This is a genomic window from Flavobacterium sp. N2270 (genome assembly GCF_025947225.1).
Taxonomy (GTDB): Bacteria; Bacteroidota; Bacteroidia; order Flavobacteriales; family Flavobacteriaceae; genus Flavobacterium.
Genome location: NZ_CP110005.1, coordinates 138,592 through 155,827 on the forward strand (window position 1 = coordinate 138,592; position 17,236 = coordinate 155,827).

Here is a 17,236-nt window from a genome sequence, read left to right on the forward strand (position 1 = left end):
TATGTCAAATCCAGTACAAGAATTCAATGATTATCGTTCAAAAATGAATGATAAACTTTTGGCCGACAATAATAAAATTGTTAAAAGAATTTTCAATTTAGACACAAACGCATACGCTGAAGGCGCTTTAGATGTTAAAACTAAAGAACTTTTAGGGTTAGTAGCTTCGGCTGTTTTAAGATGTGACGATTGCATTAAATATCATTTAGAAACTGCATTTAAAAACGGAATTACCAAAGAAGAAATGATGGAAGCCATGGGAATAGCCACTCTAGTAGGAGGTACAATCGTAATTCCTCATTTAAGAAGAGCTTATGAATTCTGGGAAGCATTGGAAGAAAGTGCTCAGTAACAGGATAAATTATTGTTAAATCGCTTAACTGTTAAATTGTTTATTCGTTTATTTGTGGCTAAATGTTCCCTTTTAAACCCATAAACTTTTAAACTCATAACCATAATATGAAACTAAGAGCAGAAAATTTAGTCAAAACCTATAAAAAAAGAAGTGTTGTAAAAGGTATTTCTGTAGAAGTAAACCAAGGAGAAATTGTAGGGCTTTTAGGTCCAAATGGTGCTGGAAAAACTACTTCCTTTTATATGATTGTAGGTTTGGTAAAACCTAATAGTGGAAATATTTATTTAGACGATTTAAACATTACAGATTATCCAATGTTTAAAAGAGCTCAAAATGGAATTGGTTATTTAGCACAAGAAGCGTCTGTTTTTAGAAAACTAAGCATTGAAGATAATATTTTGAGTGTCCTTCAATTGACCAATAAAACCAAAGAAGAACAAGTAGCCAAAATGGAAGAATTGATTGCTGAATTTTCTTTAGAACATATTAGAACAAATAGAGGAGATTTACTTTCTGGTGGAGAACGAAGAAGAACAGAAATTGCTCGTTGTTTAGCAACTGACCCAAAATTTATTTTACTTGACGAACCTTTTGCAGGCGTTGACCCAGTAGCGGTTGAAGACATTCAACGAATTGTAGCTCAATTAAAAAATAAAAACATTGGAATTTTAATTACCGATCATAATGTCCAAGAAACTTTAGCGATTACCGATAAAACGTACTTAATGTTTGAAGGTGGAATTCTAAAAGCTGGTAAACCCGAAGAATTAGTGGAAGATGAAATGGTAAGAAGAGTGTACTTAGGTCAGAATTTTGAGTTGAGAAAGAAGAAAATAGAATTTTAGTTGTAGGCATAAGCTTTTTACTTTTAACTTTTAAAAGCACTTCGACTCCGCTCAGTGTGACAATAATGGTTGCAGCTTTATTTTCTCAAAGTCTCAAAGTCTCCCCATCACTTTAAGCTTTTATTTTATACACTTATTTTGAAGCGATAAAACCGAACCGTTATACACATTCAAGTCTAATCTTCCTTTTACTCCTTCTACCTCACCATTTTCGGTAAATTGCCAAAAATCCCATTCGTCTTTAATATCTTTTATCCAAAAATTATAATTCGCAATCCAAAACGGATAATCTGAGAATTCATCTTTCAAGAAATCATTATAATAGCTTTCGCCCGAATAAATAATTGGCTTTACTTTATAATGTTTTTCAACAACTTCAAGCCATCTTCTTAAACCCAATTTTAAGTTAGCAATAGATTGTGTTTTAGGTAATTTTTCAATATCTAAAACCGGTGGCAAGTCGCCTTTTTTTAGTTGTACTGTTTTAATGAAATTATTGGCTTGTTCAATTGAATTTTCATTAGGACGATAATAATGATAAGCACCACAAATTAAATTTCTTTCCTTTGCCTTTTTCCAATTTTCCTTAAACCTTCTGTCTATTTTATTATTTCCTGCCGTGGCACGAATAAAAACAAATGACATTTCAAAAGATTCGTTAATATTATATGTTTTTTCCCAATCAATAACACTTTGATATTCCGAAACATCAAAACCTAATGCTTTATCATCATGGTTCAACAACACCTTTTCAATATGTTCGTTTGAAATTTTTCTTTCCTCTTCCGATAAAGAACTATAGGGTTTTTCAGGTATAAAGCCTAAATAAGATAAAAAACGTGTGTGATATTTATAGCCTACAATAATTACCATCAGCAATAAAATTCCTGATGTAATTATTGTAAACTGATAATTAGTGGTTTTCTTTTTAGTAGCTTTTTTTACAACTACTCTTTTTCGCGTAGCCAAATGATGTTATTTTTTAGATAACGAATTCAACACCATAGAAAGTATTATGTAAGAAATAATAATTAATGGAATTGCTACAAACTTCAATAAAATTAGCAAAATTACAGCAAAAACTACAAAACTAATTTGAAGTTTAGCTTCTGCCCAATTTAATTTTTTAAACTTTAACGAAAATAAAGGAATTTCAGCATTTAGTAAATAAGTACTTATCAAAGTAATTACCAATAACACATAAGGATTATCTAAAGCAATTGTAAGCCATTCATATCTGCCAAAATACTGAATCATTGGAATACTCATAATCAACAGTGTATTTGCAGGAGTAGGCAATCCTATAAAAGAATTAGTTTGTCTCGTATCAATATTAAAATTAGCCAATCGATAACATGATGCTAGTGTAATAAAAAAACCAAAATACGGAATAAGTCCCATATAAAAAGTTTCTTCAGTAAGCATATATTGAGGTTGATTTTGCTGAATAGTTTCAAATAGTTTAAACATTAATAAACCAGGAACAACTCCACTCGTTACCATATCTGCAAGTGAATCCAACTGAACACCTAACGGACCAGCTACGTCAAATTTACGTGCTAAAAACCCATCCCAAAAATCAAAAAATATTCCTAACGAAACGAAAATAAAAGCATGATCGTAAAAACCATTAAAAATAGCAATAATCGCAAGCAAACCACATAATAAATTTAAAAGTGTTAATGCGTTTGGAATGTGTTTTTTAATGTTCATAAAAAATAGTTAAAAATAAAGACTTAAAGTGTTTCTATAGCCCTGATAGAAGTGACATTATCTTGCTTTGCAAGTAATATAACGAATAGCAGGAAATACAAATATACAAAACCAAATGTGTGGCTTCAAATAATTTAAAGCAAATGTAATACAATAAGTTAATAGAATTTGAGTTTAGTAATTAAGAATTTTATTAGATATTTGTAAAAATTACAACGGCTTTGAAAAAGACCTTTATACTATTTATTTTTTTACAATCATTATTCTCTTTTAGTCAAACAGTTAGAAAATATTCTAATGAATTTTTGAGTATTGGTGTTGATGCTGCTGCACTTGGAATGAGTAATGCTGTTACAGCCCAAAGTGGCGATGTAAACTCAGGATACTGGAATCCGGCAGGATTAATAAAACTAGAAGACAATCAGGTTGCTCTAATGCATGCGAGTTATTTTGCTAATATTGCTCAATATGACTATGCGGGTTTTGCTATGCCAATTGATACTGAAAGCGCCGTAGGACTTTCTATAATTCGTTTTGGTGTTGACGATATTTTAAACACTACTCAGTTAATTGACAGTCAAGGAAACATTGACTACAATAGAATTTCTCTTTTTTCAACTGCCGATTATGCTTTAACCGTTTCCTATGCAAGAAGTTTACCTATTGACGGCTTAAATATTGGGGTTAACGGAAAAGTGATTCACAGAGTAATAGGTGATTTTGCCAGTTCATGGGGCTTTGGGTTTGATTTAGGCTTACAATATATAAGCGACGATGAAGACTGGAAGTTTGGTTTAATGTTAAGAGATATTACTACTACTTACAACACTTGGATCATTGATGAAGACAAATACAATGAAATTGCCGATGCTGTTCCTGGAGAAAACCAAGAATTACCAGAAACGTCTGAAATTACATTACCAAAAGCACAATTGGGTATCTCTAAAAAATACATCATTCGTTATGATTATAGTCTTACAGCAGCAGCAAATTTAAACATGCAGTTTACGCAAACAAATGATATTATTTCTACTAGTTTAGTAAGTATCGATCCTGCAGTAGGTTTTGAATTTGGTTATGTAGATTTAGTATTCTTAAGAGGTGGTGTTGGTAATTTTCAACAAATTACACAAATAGACGATTCAAAAAAATTAAGTTTTCAGCCTAATATTGGATTAGGGTTTAAATACAGAGGCATTCAAATTGATTATGCCTTAACAGATTTAGGCGATCAAAGTGCTGCACTTTATTCTAATATTTTTTCTTTAAAAATTGATTTCGATATTTTTAGACATTAGCCTGTTCTTATGAAAAAATTATACTTCTATTTATTCCTATTTTTTTCTTTACACAGTTTTGGTCAGAGTACTACTTTATCTGAAAACTCAAAAGTAAGCGTTTTGACTATTGGTACAGGAAATGCATCACACGAATTATATGGCCATACCGGAATTAGAATAAAAGATTCTAAAAACGGAATAGACATTGTTTACAACTATGGTTTTTTTGATTTTAACACACCTTATTTTGTAGCAAAATTTGTAAAAGGCGACATGAAATATTTTGTTTCAACGCAACGTTATATGGATTTTGAATACAGTTATATTTTAGACAATCGTTCTATATACGAACAAGAAATCGATTTAAGTTTAGACCAAAAAAACACCTTATACAAAAACTTAAACGCTTCTTTATTTTCTGACGATAAATATTATACGTATAAGTTTATTGACAGAAACTGTACTACTAAAGTAATTGACAAACTAAATGATGTTTTAGTTAACGATTCAATTACTACAAACAAACCTGTTGAAATTAGTTATAGAGATATTTTAAACATCAATTACCTCGACCATGATTATTTTACCAAATTAGGAATTAATTTAATTTTTGGAGAAAAAGTAGATAGACTTGCCGAAACACTTTTTCTGCCCTTAGAATTACACCATGTTTTAAAAACGAAAACATACAAAGGCAAACCTTTAGTGACCAATACTAAAACAGTATTTGAAGCCCAAAAAACAGATTTTAAATCTTCTTTATTAAATTCTCCTTATTTAATAATTTTAATATTGGCTTTAATAGTCTTAATCAACAACAAAAAGGTTACTTCTTTCTATTTTTCAGTTATTGCATTGATTGGTGTTTTTTTATGCTTAGTAGGTTTGTATTCTTTTCACGAAGAAGTGCTATGGAACTATAATGCTTTATTATTCAATCCGTTATTACTTGTTTTTGTATTTACTATGTACAAGCGAAGTGCAAAAACAATAATTACTTGGGGAAAAATCAATTTGGTTTGCCTTATTGCGCACTTCCTATTAATCATCAACAAAGTCGACTTAATGCTTTTCTTGCCTTTTACAGTAGCACATTTTATCTTAATCACTAGAATTATTATGAAGTGTAAGAAATCAATGGGTAATGGATAATGAATAATGGATAATGAATCTCCAAATCTCTCCTTCTCCAAATCTCCCCCTACTGTCCTTTAAAGAACAAAACTGTATTTAATGTTTTTAACACGATATTTAAATCTAAAAACATACTTCGGTGTTTTATGTAGTACAAATCATATCTTAATTTCATAAGACTGTCTTCTATACTTTCACCATAAGAATAATTTACTTGTGCCCAACCTGTTAGTCCGGGTTTAACAACATGTCTTGTTTTATACAAAGGTATTGTATTTGCAATTTCGTCTACAAAAACAGGGCGTTCTGGTCTAGGTCCAATAAGTGCCATTTGTCCAAATAATACATTTATGAATTGAGGAATTTCATCTATACGCGATTTTCTTAAAAACCTTCCAAAAGGAGTAACTCTAGTATCATTGGTACTGGCAAAAACTGCACCGTCTTTTTCAGCATTTACAATCATGCTTCTTAACTTATAAATTTGAAAAGGTGCTCCGTTTTTCCCCACTCGTTCTTGAACATAAAACATAGGCCCTCTATTCCAAAACAAATTAAACAACATAAGAACAGGTAAAGCTAATCCTAAAAAAGACAAACCGATTAAAGCAAAAAGTACATCAAAAAAACGACTGAAAAACAAATACAATTTATTTTGATTACTTCTACTAAAAGGGAAAAATTTAAACAATTCTTTATCCTCTTGTTGCAAAGGAAGTCTTGCGGTTATTTGCTCATAAACATCTGAATATTGACGAATAACTATTCCGCTTTCTAAAATTTGAAGCAACACTTCATATTGCTCTAAACTAATCGATTTATTAGAATCATCGGCCACTATAATCTCTGAAACATAATGAGTTCTAACCGTTGATTTTAAGTCAGACAATTTAATTTGTGGAATTTCCGTAGTAATCGCTTTGTCATCTGTAACCACAAATCCAATTACTTGGAAATTAGGATTAACCTCCTTTAACTTATTGATAAACTTTACTACTTTTTTACCGCTTCCTACAAAAATAACTTTTTTTACAAATCGATTCGTGGCTAAAAAAAGGATGTATAAATTTCTCCAAATGAGTAAAGCCGTCAATATGGCCAAATAGAATAATATAATTTGAAGTCGATTTGACGGTAAAATGGGCGTAAAAAAAGGAGTTAATAAATACAGTAAAGTAGTAACGGAAGTAGTTAAAATAATGCTTTTTAAAATTTGATATCTATTACTCGCCGTTTGCAGGTTATACATATCAAAAACAGTTCCTATAACTGTGATATAAGCCGCTAAAAGTATCGTCCAATAGTAGCTATCTTCTCGTATTGAAAAATAATCAAACTTAAAATTATGGCTAATTAAATGCAAGAAACCCAAAACAAAAACAACATCAAAAACCCGTAAGAGAATTTTTCGCTCTGAAATTTCAAAATGTATTTTGCTATTTTGAGACATGTTTAAAAGCTTTATTTTTTTGACAAAGAAACAAAAAATAATGTTAAATAATTAACAAATGCATTCTGATTACTCTAATTATTTACTGAAGTAACGCATGCCACTTCTTTTTTACCATCATCCAGTCCATTTGCTCTATGTAGGCTCTTCCTTTCTTTGATAGTAAAAGCGCTTTTTCTTGATTTTCAATTAAATGAATGATAGAATCAGCCATATGTGTACTGTCGTTGTCGTTTACTAAAACTGCATTTTCATTATGCGTTAGTAAAAACGGAATTCCTCCAACATTAGTACTCACAACAGGCAAGCCTAAAGCCATGGCTTCCATTACACTAACTGGCGTATTATCAAAATGGGTGGTATTGATGAAAAAATCAAAATCTTTAGATAAATCTATCCACTCTTCTTTACTTAAACGATGAGTAAAACATACCTCAACATTTAATTGTTTAGCATATTGCTGAGTAGTTTCCATACTTCCGTCTTTATCAGGTCCCACCATAGTAAGCGATGCATTTGGAAAACGAACTTGCAATTTCTTTAAAACATCAACCGCCATTTTAGGGTTGTATATCGTAGCAAAAGCCCTTACCCATAATAATTTAGGCTCAAATGACTTTCTCACCTTAAACGGATAATTTTTTAGCTCAATACTGTTAGGAATATATTCTACATTTTGAAAACCTCTTTTGGCAAATTCAGATAATAAATAATTGGAAGGCGCCACATTTTTATAAGCATTTTCAAAAAGCATTTTACATAATTTTGGATGGCTATCCAAACGCTTTGGTAAATCTCCACCGTGTAAAATAGGAATGTATTTTGTTTGAAACACTCGTGCTATTTGACTGCACAAAAAAGCATACCAAAAACTCGAAGTACTGTAGGCATCTATAATAATATAATCGACTTTTTTTGCGTATTTAAAGGTTGTCAAAATCATATCCACTAAACGCAACAGTTGGTTTTTCTTGCTGGATGCATAAAAAACAACATATCCTTCCTCTTCAAAAGAGTTCCCTAAAGTTTCAACAGTGGTTTTATTATACCCGTGCTTGGAAATGGCATTACCTATGTAGAGAAGTTTAATCTTCTTCATTGTTGAAAGAAAGATTTAGTACTGATAATGCATAAACAAATCCGGGGGCAGCTAAACGCATGGCAGCATGATTAATAGTTAAAATCCAAAATAAGAAAAAAGATAAAGCAAAAATATTTCTCTTATTGTCTATGAAATTAATTAAAGGTGTAAAGAAAATAATCAATAAGCATACAATACCTAAAAAACCATGTTCTGCAAGCGTTCTTGAAATCTCATTATGAGTAGGCAATAAAATACCTGTTTGTTCTTCCCGATATTCTTTATTTTTACCAACACCAACACCTGTAATTGGATTTTCCCAAAACATCAATAATTCCGATTCAATTAAAGTTTCCCTACCCGTCAACTTACTTTGTTTTAACTTACCAGAAGCATCTTGATTTGCATACCTTTTATCAATAAGCCCATCTGTTGTAACTGACGTGTACGTCCATATACCTATAGACAAAGCAAACCCTGTCAAGATCATGACAAAAACTTTCATTTTAGCCCTAGCATTAATTCTAAAAAAAGTAAAAGCAATTAAAATCAAAATCATGCCTATACCTACATAAACACCTCCTCTTGAAAATGTTAGAATCCCCCTAAAAGTAACCACTGCAAGAATAACTACCGTAACAAATTTTTCCAGTTTAGTTTTTGCAAATAGATAAAAAATAGTAAAAAAAACAAACATTCCAAAGCCTAACATGGTCGACATTTGATTTGGGCCAAACCCACCAGAGGCATCATGATTAGATGAAGTATTTAAAAAAACCTTAGTCTTATTTGAACCATATAGAATTATATAAGCAACAATGGATAAAATGGGTAGCCCAAAAGCTAAAAATATTTTTTTAAATTGCTTTAAACTAATAGTCTTTCGATAACAATATAAAGCTGAAAAACCCAAACTAACAGGCCCTGAAATATTAAAAGCAATAGCTTTACGAATATTAGCATCAAAACTCAAAGTATGAACACCATAAAACACTCCAGGAATTAATAAAAAAAGATAAATTAAATAAACATAACTTCCCTGATGGAAACCCCTATAAAGAATTCCTAGAGTCATTAAAAGTATTATATTATATTTCCCATACTCGCTTATAAATCCTCCTTCAGTCATCCTTAAAAAAACCTCTGCTCCTACTATATAAGCCGAGACAATTAACGCTTCGTGGTTTTTGTTTTTATTTTTAATTACCCACATATACCCAAAAAACACAATTAACAAACTGTATATTTTTGCTAGGAAAGGCAAAGCAAATACCACTGCACCAAGAAGTAGATGAAAAAAAATTAAAAAAAGATATGGGTTTCTCGAAGTCTTATTCACTTTTTACTTTTAGAATATAAAATTATATTTCAGTTAAGATATTTTGAAAATTCAATCGAACATATTTTTCTTCCGATTTTGTTTACATGAATATCGTCATAAAACATATTGCTATCATTTATTAAATTTGAATGATTAACCATTTTAAATTTACCTAAAACAACCTTTGTTTTATATATAGGTGCAATATAAGAAACTAACTTGATATTATGAGACTATGAGAAACATCAAAAAAAAAACTATTTAATAATACATTCAACAATAGTTACTTATTTTGAAAGTGGTTTAGCCGGGACACCTATTAATATTGTATGATCAATTTCACAAGAGTTTACAACACAAGCAGACGCCCCAATATTTATTCTATTACCTAAAACAACAGGACCTAAAACAACTGCATTTGCACCAAGATGACATCTATCACCTATAATAATTCCTTTTTCTTTGGTTCCTGCTCTACCTCCAATGACATTTCCTCCAGTTAAAGTTAAATTTTCTCCAATTACTGATAACCCCGAAATCACAACACCTACAGAAGGATGTAAAATCAAAAGCCCTCCCTTAATATCTGCCTTGTAATTGATATCCATATTAGAATAAGCTTGTATTAAATTAAAAAAAGGAATAAAGAACACTCTTATAACTGAATAAGGCTTACCCAATAAAAGAAACATACCTCTCTCGAATCGATACAAAAAAAGTCCCCAAAAAATCCTACTCAACCAAATATGTAAAATTCTTATTTTATATTTTCCTAATAATCTATTTAGGTCTTGCGAAAAATATTTTATTTGTTGTCTCATTTTTATCGTTTTAATTATTTCATTTAAAAAAATCTTTAAATGAATATTATTATTTTTCAATCAACCTTTCAAATTTTTCTAGAGCTTCTTTAAAACTGTGATTTTTTTGTAAATAATTCCTTGCCGCCTGAATATTATTTGTTTTGTTAGAAATAATTTTTTCTTCAATTTCAACAAGAGAATTAGTCCTCAACAATAAGCCCATTTCTATCCAACTTAAAATTCCTTCATGATACAAAACGAAAACAGGAGTTAATGTAGCCATAGCTTCCAGTATTACATTAGGTGTTCCTTCAAAAAGTGAAGTTGAAATTAAATAATCTGCATTTTCTAGATAAGGTCTTACATCATCTATATTTCCCATAAATTCAACTGGTAAATCCTTGGCCTGAATTTTTAGTTGTTGTTCTAAAACTCCTTTCCCAATTATTTTTCCCTCAACTACAATACCTTTTGAATGTAATTCTTCAACAAGCTTTATAAATAAGTGGGGTTGTTTTACTTTTTTTAAACTGCCAATAAAAAGTAAATGCAAAACATCTTTTCTCTCTTTTTTTTCAAAATTATAATAATCTAAATCTATTATATTAGGCAATATATCTAAATCTTTAGTATAAAATATTTTTTGGGCATTGTCCAATCCATGAACTGAATTTGCAATAATTTTAGTTGGAAAGCTAAAATGAAGCCAAGAAAACAATCCGTTTTCTCTTTTTTCAGAATATCCATCATTCCGAATAGAACCAAAGCTTAAAGTGTTGGTAATTCGACCAACAAAACCTGCATAAAAGCCCGTATAAAAATGAAAACCATAAATCAATTTTGGATTAAATTTTCTTACTAATTTATAAACCTCATAAAGTCTTTGAAATTTATTGCTCGATTTACCAATATAAACAACTTCTACATTTAAATTTCTAATCTCATTTTCAAAATATTCTCCCTGAGTTAAACAAGCCACTTTAACATCATAATTATTGCTTTTTAAAATTTTACACAAGTAAAACAATTGTTTTTCTGCACCTCCTTTACCTAATGAACCAGCGATAAAAAGTATTTTCATTTAGATTTCATTTAACTTAACATTCCAAGCTTGCTCTAAATGAAAACCTATATCTTTTGCCCACTGTTCTAAAGTAAACTGTTTAGCATAATTAATTCCATTTTCACTCATCTCTACAGCTAATTCAATATTTGAACTTAAACTATTCAATTGACTTGCAATTTCAACAGCGCTTCTTTCTTTTAAAATTATTCCTGATTTAGAGGTATTAATTAATTTTTCCAAAACAGAAACTGGTGTTGTTATAACAGGTAAACCCTGACTCATAGCTTCTAAAACAACTTTTGGAAATCCTTCTGGCGCATTAGTTGGAAATACAAAAAAATGATTTTGTTGTAAAACGTTTAGAACTTCTAAATGATTTAACTTTCCATGAAAAACAACTTGATCATTTAGTTCTAGATTATTTACTAACTCTTTCAATTTATTAAGATATCCTCCATTTCCAACTACATCAAAATAAAAAACTTTTCCTTGGTCTTTTAAAATCTTTAAAGCTTTAATAACCAGTACTGCTCCTTTAGAATATTCTTGTCTAGAAACAATACAAAGCTTGTTAGGTAATGACCAGTCTCTAGTATGATTTTTATGTTCAATTTCATTAAGTGTTAAACTACTCGAAAAAATCCATTTAATATTGGGATTTATTTTTGATGGTGCTTCATCAGAACCTCCAGTGGTTAAAAAAACTTTTTTACCTCCAGCAAATTGTTCCATATACCATCGCCAAAATCGTTCTGCTACAGAACGTTGCACAAACCAATTACCACAATGTCGAATATAAAGCGGCTTATTGAAAATATGTGCTAACAAAAAACCAACGGTACCAATATTACTTGGAATAGGAGCATGAATGGCATCACATCTTATAATTTCAAGTATAAATTTAGGAAAATAATATAAGAACCAAAATGGCATAAAAAACTTGTTCAACAGTCCTTTTTTAAAGAACAGTTTAACGGGTACAATTGTAATAGTTGGGTTTGTAAAATAAACTTCTCCTTTCTCATTTCCCCTTATTTCTGGAACAATTATTTTAGTAGAATCGAATAATTTGGATAAATAATCCATATGCATGGCAAAACCGCCATCGGTAGCCCAACCCGTGGGTGAACTTTTACTTTTCCAGCACTCTTTATGTGAAAAAACTAATAATTTCATATTTTATTTTTCTATAATTTTATGTAAATCCAAAGCAAATTTTTGATAGGTTGCTTCAAAAGTAAATTCTTCTTCAACTCTCTTTTTTGCTTGTAAAGCAACATTATTTCTTAATCTATAATTATTTAAAGTACGTTGAATTGCTGAAGACAAATTATCTTCATAAATAATAATATCAAAGTTATCTACAAAACCCATTCCCCATACCGCATCATTTGTGGTTAAAACAGGTATTACAAAGTGCATTAATTCAATTAACCTGCTTCTAAATCCAAATTTTCCTTCAAAAGGAATTACAGCTAAATCAATTCCTTGAAACTCAAGAGAAATATCTTCAACATAACCTAATAAAGTAACATTCGCATATTGATTTACTATTTCTTTTAATGATTCAGGCGGATTTGAACCTATAATTTTTAAAGAAATAACTAAATCCTTTATATTATGTATTGCTTCTATTACTTGGATTGCAGCTTTATAATTTCTTTCACTACCCAAACCTCCATAAAACAATAAGGAAAACTCTTTCGTATCTTCTTTTTTATTCACTTCAAATGGTTTGAGTTTAACTCCCATTGGAAAATAATAAATTAATTGTTTTGGGTAACATTTTTTAAAAATAGCATCTTCTTCTTTATTAATAGCGATTAACAAATTAAAACTGTTATTTAATGCAACTTCAAACTCTAATTTCTCATACTCATTAATTAAAAAAGTTCTATAAAAACCAGGCATCCAGCGCTTCATTGCAATGAATTCTTTAAAAGAATTCAATAATATATTATGTGTATCACAAATTACAAATAAGCCTTTCTCTTTTAACCTTTTTGCCATTTTATGTAAATGCCAATATTCAAAAAGTACAACATCGAAATTATCTTCCAGCTCTTTTTCAATTCCGTTAAATAAAAAAGGGATAATAAAATTTGAATCTTTACCATAACCCAAATAAGGTAAAATTTTAAATAAAAAAGCTAATATTAAATTTGGTTTTTTATTTTTGAGATATATAATTTTTACAGATGTATTTATAGCTTTTAAAACCTCTATTTTATCAGAAGTAGTTTTATCTTCATGCAATGTAAACAACGTAATATCATTCCATTCTGAAGCAAGGGCTAACAAAGTATTATAAACACGTTCCACTTGCCCACTACCATTTGAGAATGGATTAACATGACTTACTATAGCTATTTTTTTAGTTTGCATTTACACTTTGCCTTATAAATTTAATAAAATTATCTTTCACAATTTCACCTAATTGTTGTTCGAAAAAAGCATCTACTAATGCACTTCGTTCCGCAGAAAAATTATCCGTATTTTGTATCGCTTCTTCTAAAAACAACCTCATCTCTTCTTCGTCTTTGGCTACTTGAACGGCGCCACTATCAACAATAGGTTTATAATGGTCAAAGCTATAAAAACGAGTATAATTATAAGGATAAATATCTTTTCCGGGCGGATTATACCCTACATTAATTGCGGGTTTATTCAGCATACACAATTCTAAAGAAATAGTGGAAGCAACATTAATACCTGCTATACAATTTTTCATTAAAGCGATAAAAAAAGCCTGATCCGATTCTAAAGGAGTTTGAAAATTTTTTTCCCATTCTACATTAGGAATAATGATGTCTTTTCGTTTATGCTTTAATGCATCAAAAACATCACCTTTGTCTTTTGCATACGTTCTAACGACTAATTTTAAATTAGGATCAATTGCTTTAATAATATCCGCTATTCGTTCTACCACATACGGTTCATAAGGCATATGATGACTCATACCAGAAGAATATAAAAAATAATTATCTTCAGGTTTTAAACCTATTTTTAGATATAAATCGTTTTTAGCTAAACACTTATCATCATTAAAATGATTGATGAATTGGGGAGTACCCGTCACTAGAACTTGTTGTTCTTCAATATGTGGATAAATAGAATGAAAATCGGCTTTTATTTTGGAATTCCAAGCAAAATAATAATCATATCGAGGTACTACTCTACCTTGTGAAGTTAAGTTATCCCAAGAATACAAGAAAGTAGCTGTTTTTATTTTTTCTTGATTAGCTGCATAAATTAGTGGCAATGCAATTCGCGCATGAGAATGAGAGGTATTAAAAACCAATTTGAATTTCTCTGCTTTAAGACAATTACGATGTGTAATAATTTGCTGTTCTCTGTTAGCCAACCATGCATCTATTTGTTCTAAAAAAACTAATGCTCTTTGATTAGCCAATACTCGTGCAACTGTCTTTTTAAAAAAACGAATAGCCTTTTTCCTAATAGTATTGGCCTCTACATCGCGCATTTCCCATCGCACTTTTGCAGCTTCAGACCACATATAACGATTATGTGCAAGATCAAAAATTTCAAAAAACAATTTATAAATATACGAAAACTTTTCCGGTTGTAATTCTATTAATTCATCACTATGCTCTTCTAAAAGCTCCCAAATAGGTTCATTAGGTTTTACAGCATGTAAAGTAACATGATAATGTGTACGCAATTCTTTAACTATATCAGTATAAATAAAGTTACGAATGGTTTCTCCACGCGGAAGTATTATAAGTATTTTAGGCAATTTAGACATTAGGCTTCTTCAAAAATATTATCTAATTTATTGTAAAATGCATTTACTTCATCTTGTGAAATATTTACTTCATTATCGGTATTTTTAGCTTCCTTATTTGAAAACAATCTCTTGAAATAAACTTTAGGACGCAATGAAAAATCTCTTTTTAATCCAAAAGCATCTTTTATCTTATTGGGCAATCTATTATTATCTTCTAATTTAAATTGATTTAAATTTTTTATTAAATTCAATTCATCTACTTCATTCCAATTTTCAATTGTTCCATAAATTTGTAGAGCAACTCGTTCATGTGCTAAACCATCTAATTCACCAAAAATTCCTTTTAAAAATACAGTTACGTCTTTAGTATCCCAATCAGTATATTTGGTATTTTTAATAAACGCATCAACTTCTTCAAAGTTTTTCAATATATATGAATATCTTTTGTGTTCTTCATAAGTAGCACTACTATAAGTGTCATCATCCAATTGAACAACAGGTTTTCCTAGCAACCACGATTCTAATGCAGTGGTACAATTTCTTTGAATAACTAAATCACTATACTGTAAAAATGGTTTTACAGTTTCGTTAACAATCAACTTAACATTTGGCAATTCACTAAAAAACGCATCGTAGTTAGAGATATAGGCTTCTGATGGATGTGTTTTATAAAAAAAACAAATATTTGGATTTGCTAAAGCCAAATCTCTAATAATTGTGACATGATTTTTAAATTGTTTCTGATTATCATTAAAAGCTGAATTTATTGTATCTTCAGTATATTTAGCTTTATTTTTATAGCGAAAATGAAATTTTTCAAAATCATAACCTTGGTAAGGAGTAGTTGACATATACGTTATTATGCCGTTGAATTTTTCTAAATCATATTTAGCATAAAAACTTTCTTTACTAATCCCAAAATTCTTTAATTTACAATTCGTTAAAAAATCAAATCTAGGATTTCCTGTAATTTTAAATTTATCAATAAAGTTTTGAGAGTACTCTAAAGCCCTAACTCTTTGAATCATTTTTTCATTCCAAGCACAATAAGTAGTAACTCCTAAGTCAGACGCTTTTGGATGTCCAAAAATTTTATCAAAACTTGAAATATCTTTATAATAGCCTTCTGTAAATAATAACACAACTTTAACCCCTATTGAAGAAGCCCAATTGGCGAGCTCTTTTTTATGATCCCAAACCAAATGATCCATTACCAAAACCGCAGGTTTTATGCTTAAAATTTCTTTTTTTACGCTATATCCATGCACAAAAAATGAGTCAATATTATAATGTTTTTTTAAATAATAACCTACCAATCCATTACCATGAAAGTCTCTCGCTTTATAGGTAGTTATAAAAATAACTTTTTTCTCTTCCAAATTCATTTAGTTCATTTCTTTTAAAAACCGATCTCCTTTTTCATAATCTTTGTCTGCCACAGTGCCAATAATTTGATTGTAATATTTCGGATGCAAACCAAAACCTGGACGCACTGAACGAAGATTTTCTTCAGTAAAAACTGCTCCTTTTTTAATGTTTTCTGCAATATATAAAGAACGACTGAAATCCCTGCCTTTTTTTTGTTTTTCTGTCAACGCATAATCTACTTTACCAATTGCTTTTTCAGCCTCTCTAACAGCTTTTACCATTACTGTAAACTCTTCCTCATTCATTGAAAAAGATGCATCAGCACCACCAATAGACCTGTCTAAAATAAAATGCTTTTCAATTATTTTTGCTCCAAAAGCGGTAGCTACAATAGGCACCGTAGCTCCCATGGTATGATCTGAAAGCCCAGAAACTACATTAAATCGCTCCGCTAAATCTTTAACCATAATCATGTTTGCTTCTTCAATAGGTGCTGGATAACTTGAGGTACATTTCAGTAATGCAATATCGTGGTTCCCTACTCTTTTACACGCTTCAACAGCCAATTCAATATCTGCTAATTCTGCAATTCCAGTAGAAATAATAATAGGTTTCATTTTAGAAGCAGTATATTCAATCAACGGAATATCAGTAATTTCAAAAGAAGCAATTTTATAAGCAGGCACATTCAATGTCTCTAAAAAATCAACCGCTGTTTTATCAAAAGGTGAAGAAAAACAAATTAGTCCTTCAGAAGTAGCAGTATTTATTAATTCATTATGCCATTCCCAAGGTAATGCAGTTGTTTTGTATAAATCATAAAGAAATTGACCATCCCAAAGTGTTCCTTGATTAATCTTAAAGTCATCATTCTTGCAGTTTATGGTAATTGTTTCAGGTTTAAATGTTTGAAGTTTTATAGCATCTGCCCCAGCACGTTTTGCTGCTTTAATAGTTTCAATTGCAATTTTTATATCTCCACCATGATTGGCAGAAAGTTCTGCAATAATAAAACATGGTGAGTCATTACCTACAAGTATATCTTTAATTTTAAAAGTTATCATTATAAATT

Annotated in this window: 16 protein-coding genes; 4 read left to right on the forward strand and 12 right to left on the reverse strand. The window is 30.0% G+C overall.

What is annotated here, in order from left to right; all coding sequences use genetic code 11:
- Position 1: 1 nt before the first annotated feature.
- Together OLM55_RS00695 and lptB are read left to right on the forward strand one after the other, a co-directional pair.
- Complete coding sequence (locus tag OLM55_RS00695; protein ID WP_264559506.1) at positions 2-352, forward strand: carboxymuconolactone decarboxylase family protein; 351 nt, start codon at positions 2-4, stop codon at positions 350-352.
- A 107-nt stretch (positions 353-459) separates the two neighbouring features.
- On the forward strand, positions 460-1,200 hold the full coding sequence (gene lptB, locus OLM55_RS00700; RefSeq protein ID WP_264559507.1) for an LPS export ABC transporter ATP-binding protein: 741 nt from the start codon (positions 460-462) through the stop codon (positions 1,198-1,200).
- 120 nt (positions 1,201-1,320) lie between these two features.
- Here lptB and OLM55_RS00705 read toward each other — a convergent pair whose 3' ends face one another.
- Together OLM55_RS00705 and OLM55_RS00710 are read right to left on the reverse strand one after the other, a co-directional pair.
- Positions 1,321-2,169: a glycoside hydrolase family 25 protein gene (locus tag OLM55_RS00705; RefSeq protein ID WP_264559508.1), complete on the reverse strand. Its 849-nt coding sequence runs from the start codon at positions 2,167-2,169 to the stop codon at positions 1,321-1,323.
- Between the two features lie 6 nt (positions 2,170-2,175).
- Entirely contained in the window at positions 2,176-2,913 is a 738-nt protein-coding gene (locus OLM55_RS00710; RefSeq protein WP_264559509.1) for a CDP-alcohol phosphatidyltransferase family protein, read from the reverse strand.
- A 221-nt stretch (positions 2,914-3,134) separates the two neighbouring features.
- Here OLM55_RS00710 and OLM55_RS00715 point away from each other — a divergent pair, with 221 nt between their 5' ends.
- A complete protein-coding gene (locus tag OLM55_RS00715) occupies positions 3,135-4,211 on the forward strand; it encodes a PorV/PorQ family protein (RefSeq protein WP_264559510.1) in 1,077 nt (358 codons plus the stop codon).
- 9 nt (positions 4,212-4,220) lie between these two features.
- A complete protein-coding gene (locus OLM55_RS00720) occupies positions 4,221-5,345 on the forward strand; it encodes a DUF4105 domain-containing protein (protein WP_264559511.1) in 1,125 nt (374 codons plus the stop codon).
- Positions 5,346-5,394: 49 nt separating this feature from the next.
- Here the strand turns inward: OLM55_RS00720 and OLM55_RS00725 are convergent, their stop codons facing one another.
- From OLM55_RS00725 to pseI, 10 genes are all read right to left on the reverse strand, one after another.
- Positions 5,395-6,777 carry a sugar transferase gene (locus OLM55_RS00725; protein ID WP_264559512.1) on the reverse strand — a complete coding sequence of 461 codons (1,383 nt, stop codon included), beginning with the start codon at positions 6,775-6,777 and terminating at the stop codon, positions 5,395-5,397.
- 82 nt (positions 6,778-6,859) lie between these two features.
- On the reverse strand, positions 6,860-7,876 hold the full coding sequence (locus OLM55_RS00730) for a glycosyltransferase family 4 protein (RefSeq protein ID WP_264559513.1): 1,017 nt from the start codon (positions 7,874-7,876) through the stop codon (positions 6,860-6,862).
- Complete coding sequence (locus OLM55_RS00735) at positions 7,863-9,197, reverse strand: O-antigen ligase family protein (protein WP_264559514.1); 1,335 nt, start codon at positions 9,195-9,197, stop codon at positions 7,863-7,865. Before OLM55_RS00735 ends, OLM55_RS00730 begins: the two co-directional genes overlap by 14 nt.
- Before the next feature lie 269 nt (positions 9,198-9,466).
- Positions 9,467-10,000, reverse strand: coding sequence for a DapH/DapD/GlmU-related protein (locus OLM55_RS00740; protein WP_264559515.1), 534 nt, complete (start codon positions 9,998-10,000; stop codon positions 9,467-9,469).
- Positions 10,001-10,049: 49 nt separating this feature from the next.
- Positions 10,050-11,063: a glycosyltransferase gene (locus tag OLM55_RS00745; protein ID WP_264559516.1), complete on the reverse strand. Its 1,014-nt coding sequence runs from the start codon at positions 11,061-11,063 to the stop codon at positions 10,050-10,052.
- Positions 11,064-12,224: a glycosyltransferase gene (locus OLM55_RS00750; RefSeq protein ID WP_264559517.1), complete on the reverse strand. Its 1,161-nt coding sequence runs from the start codon at positions 12,222-12,224 to the stop codon at positions 11,064-11,066. It abuts the gene before it with no gap.
- Between the two features lie 3 nt (positions 12,225-12,227).
- On the reverse strand, positions 12,228-13,433 hold the full coding sequence (locus OLM55_RS00755; RefSeq protein WP_264559518.1) for a glycosyltransferase: 1,206 nt from the start codon (positions 13,431-13,433) through the stop codon (positions 12,228-12,230).
- A complete protein-coding gene (locus OLM55_RS00760; RefSeq protein ID WP_264559519.1) occupies positions 13,423-14,805 on the reverse strand; it encodes a hypothetical protein in 1,383 nt (460 codons plus the stop codon). The genes OLM55_RS00755 and OLM55_RS00760 overlap by 11 nt, the downstream gene beginning before the upstream one ends.
- Before the next feature lie 8 nt (positions 14,806-14,813).
- Positions 14,814-16,181 (reverse strand): surface carbohydrate biosynthesis protein, encoded by a 1,368-nt coding sequence (locus OLM55_RS00765; RefSeq protein WP_264559520.1) that lies wholly within the window; start codon positions 16,179-16,181, stop codon positions 14,814-14,816.
- Complete coding sequence (gene pseI / locus OLM55_RS00770; RefSeq protein WP_264559521.1) at positions 16,182-17,228, reverse strand: pseudaminic acid synthase; 1,047 nt, start codon at positions 17,226-17,228, stop codon at positions 16,182-16,184.
- Positions 17,229-17,236 lie beyond the last annotated feature (8 nt).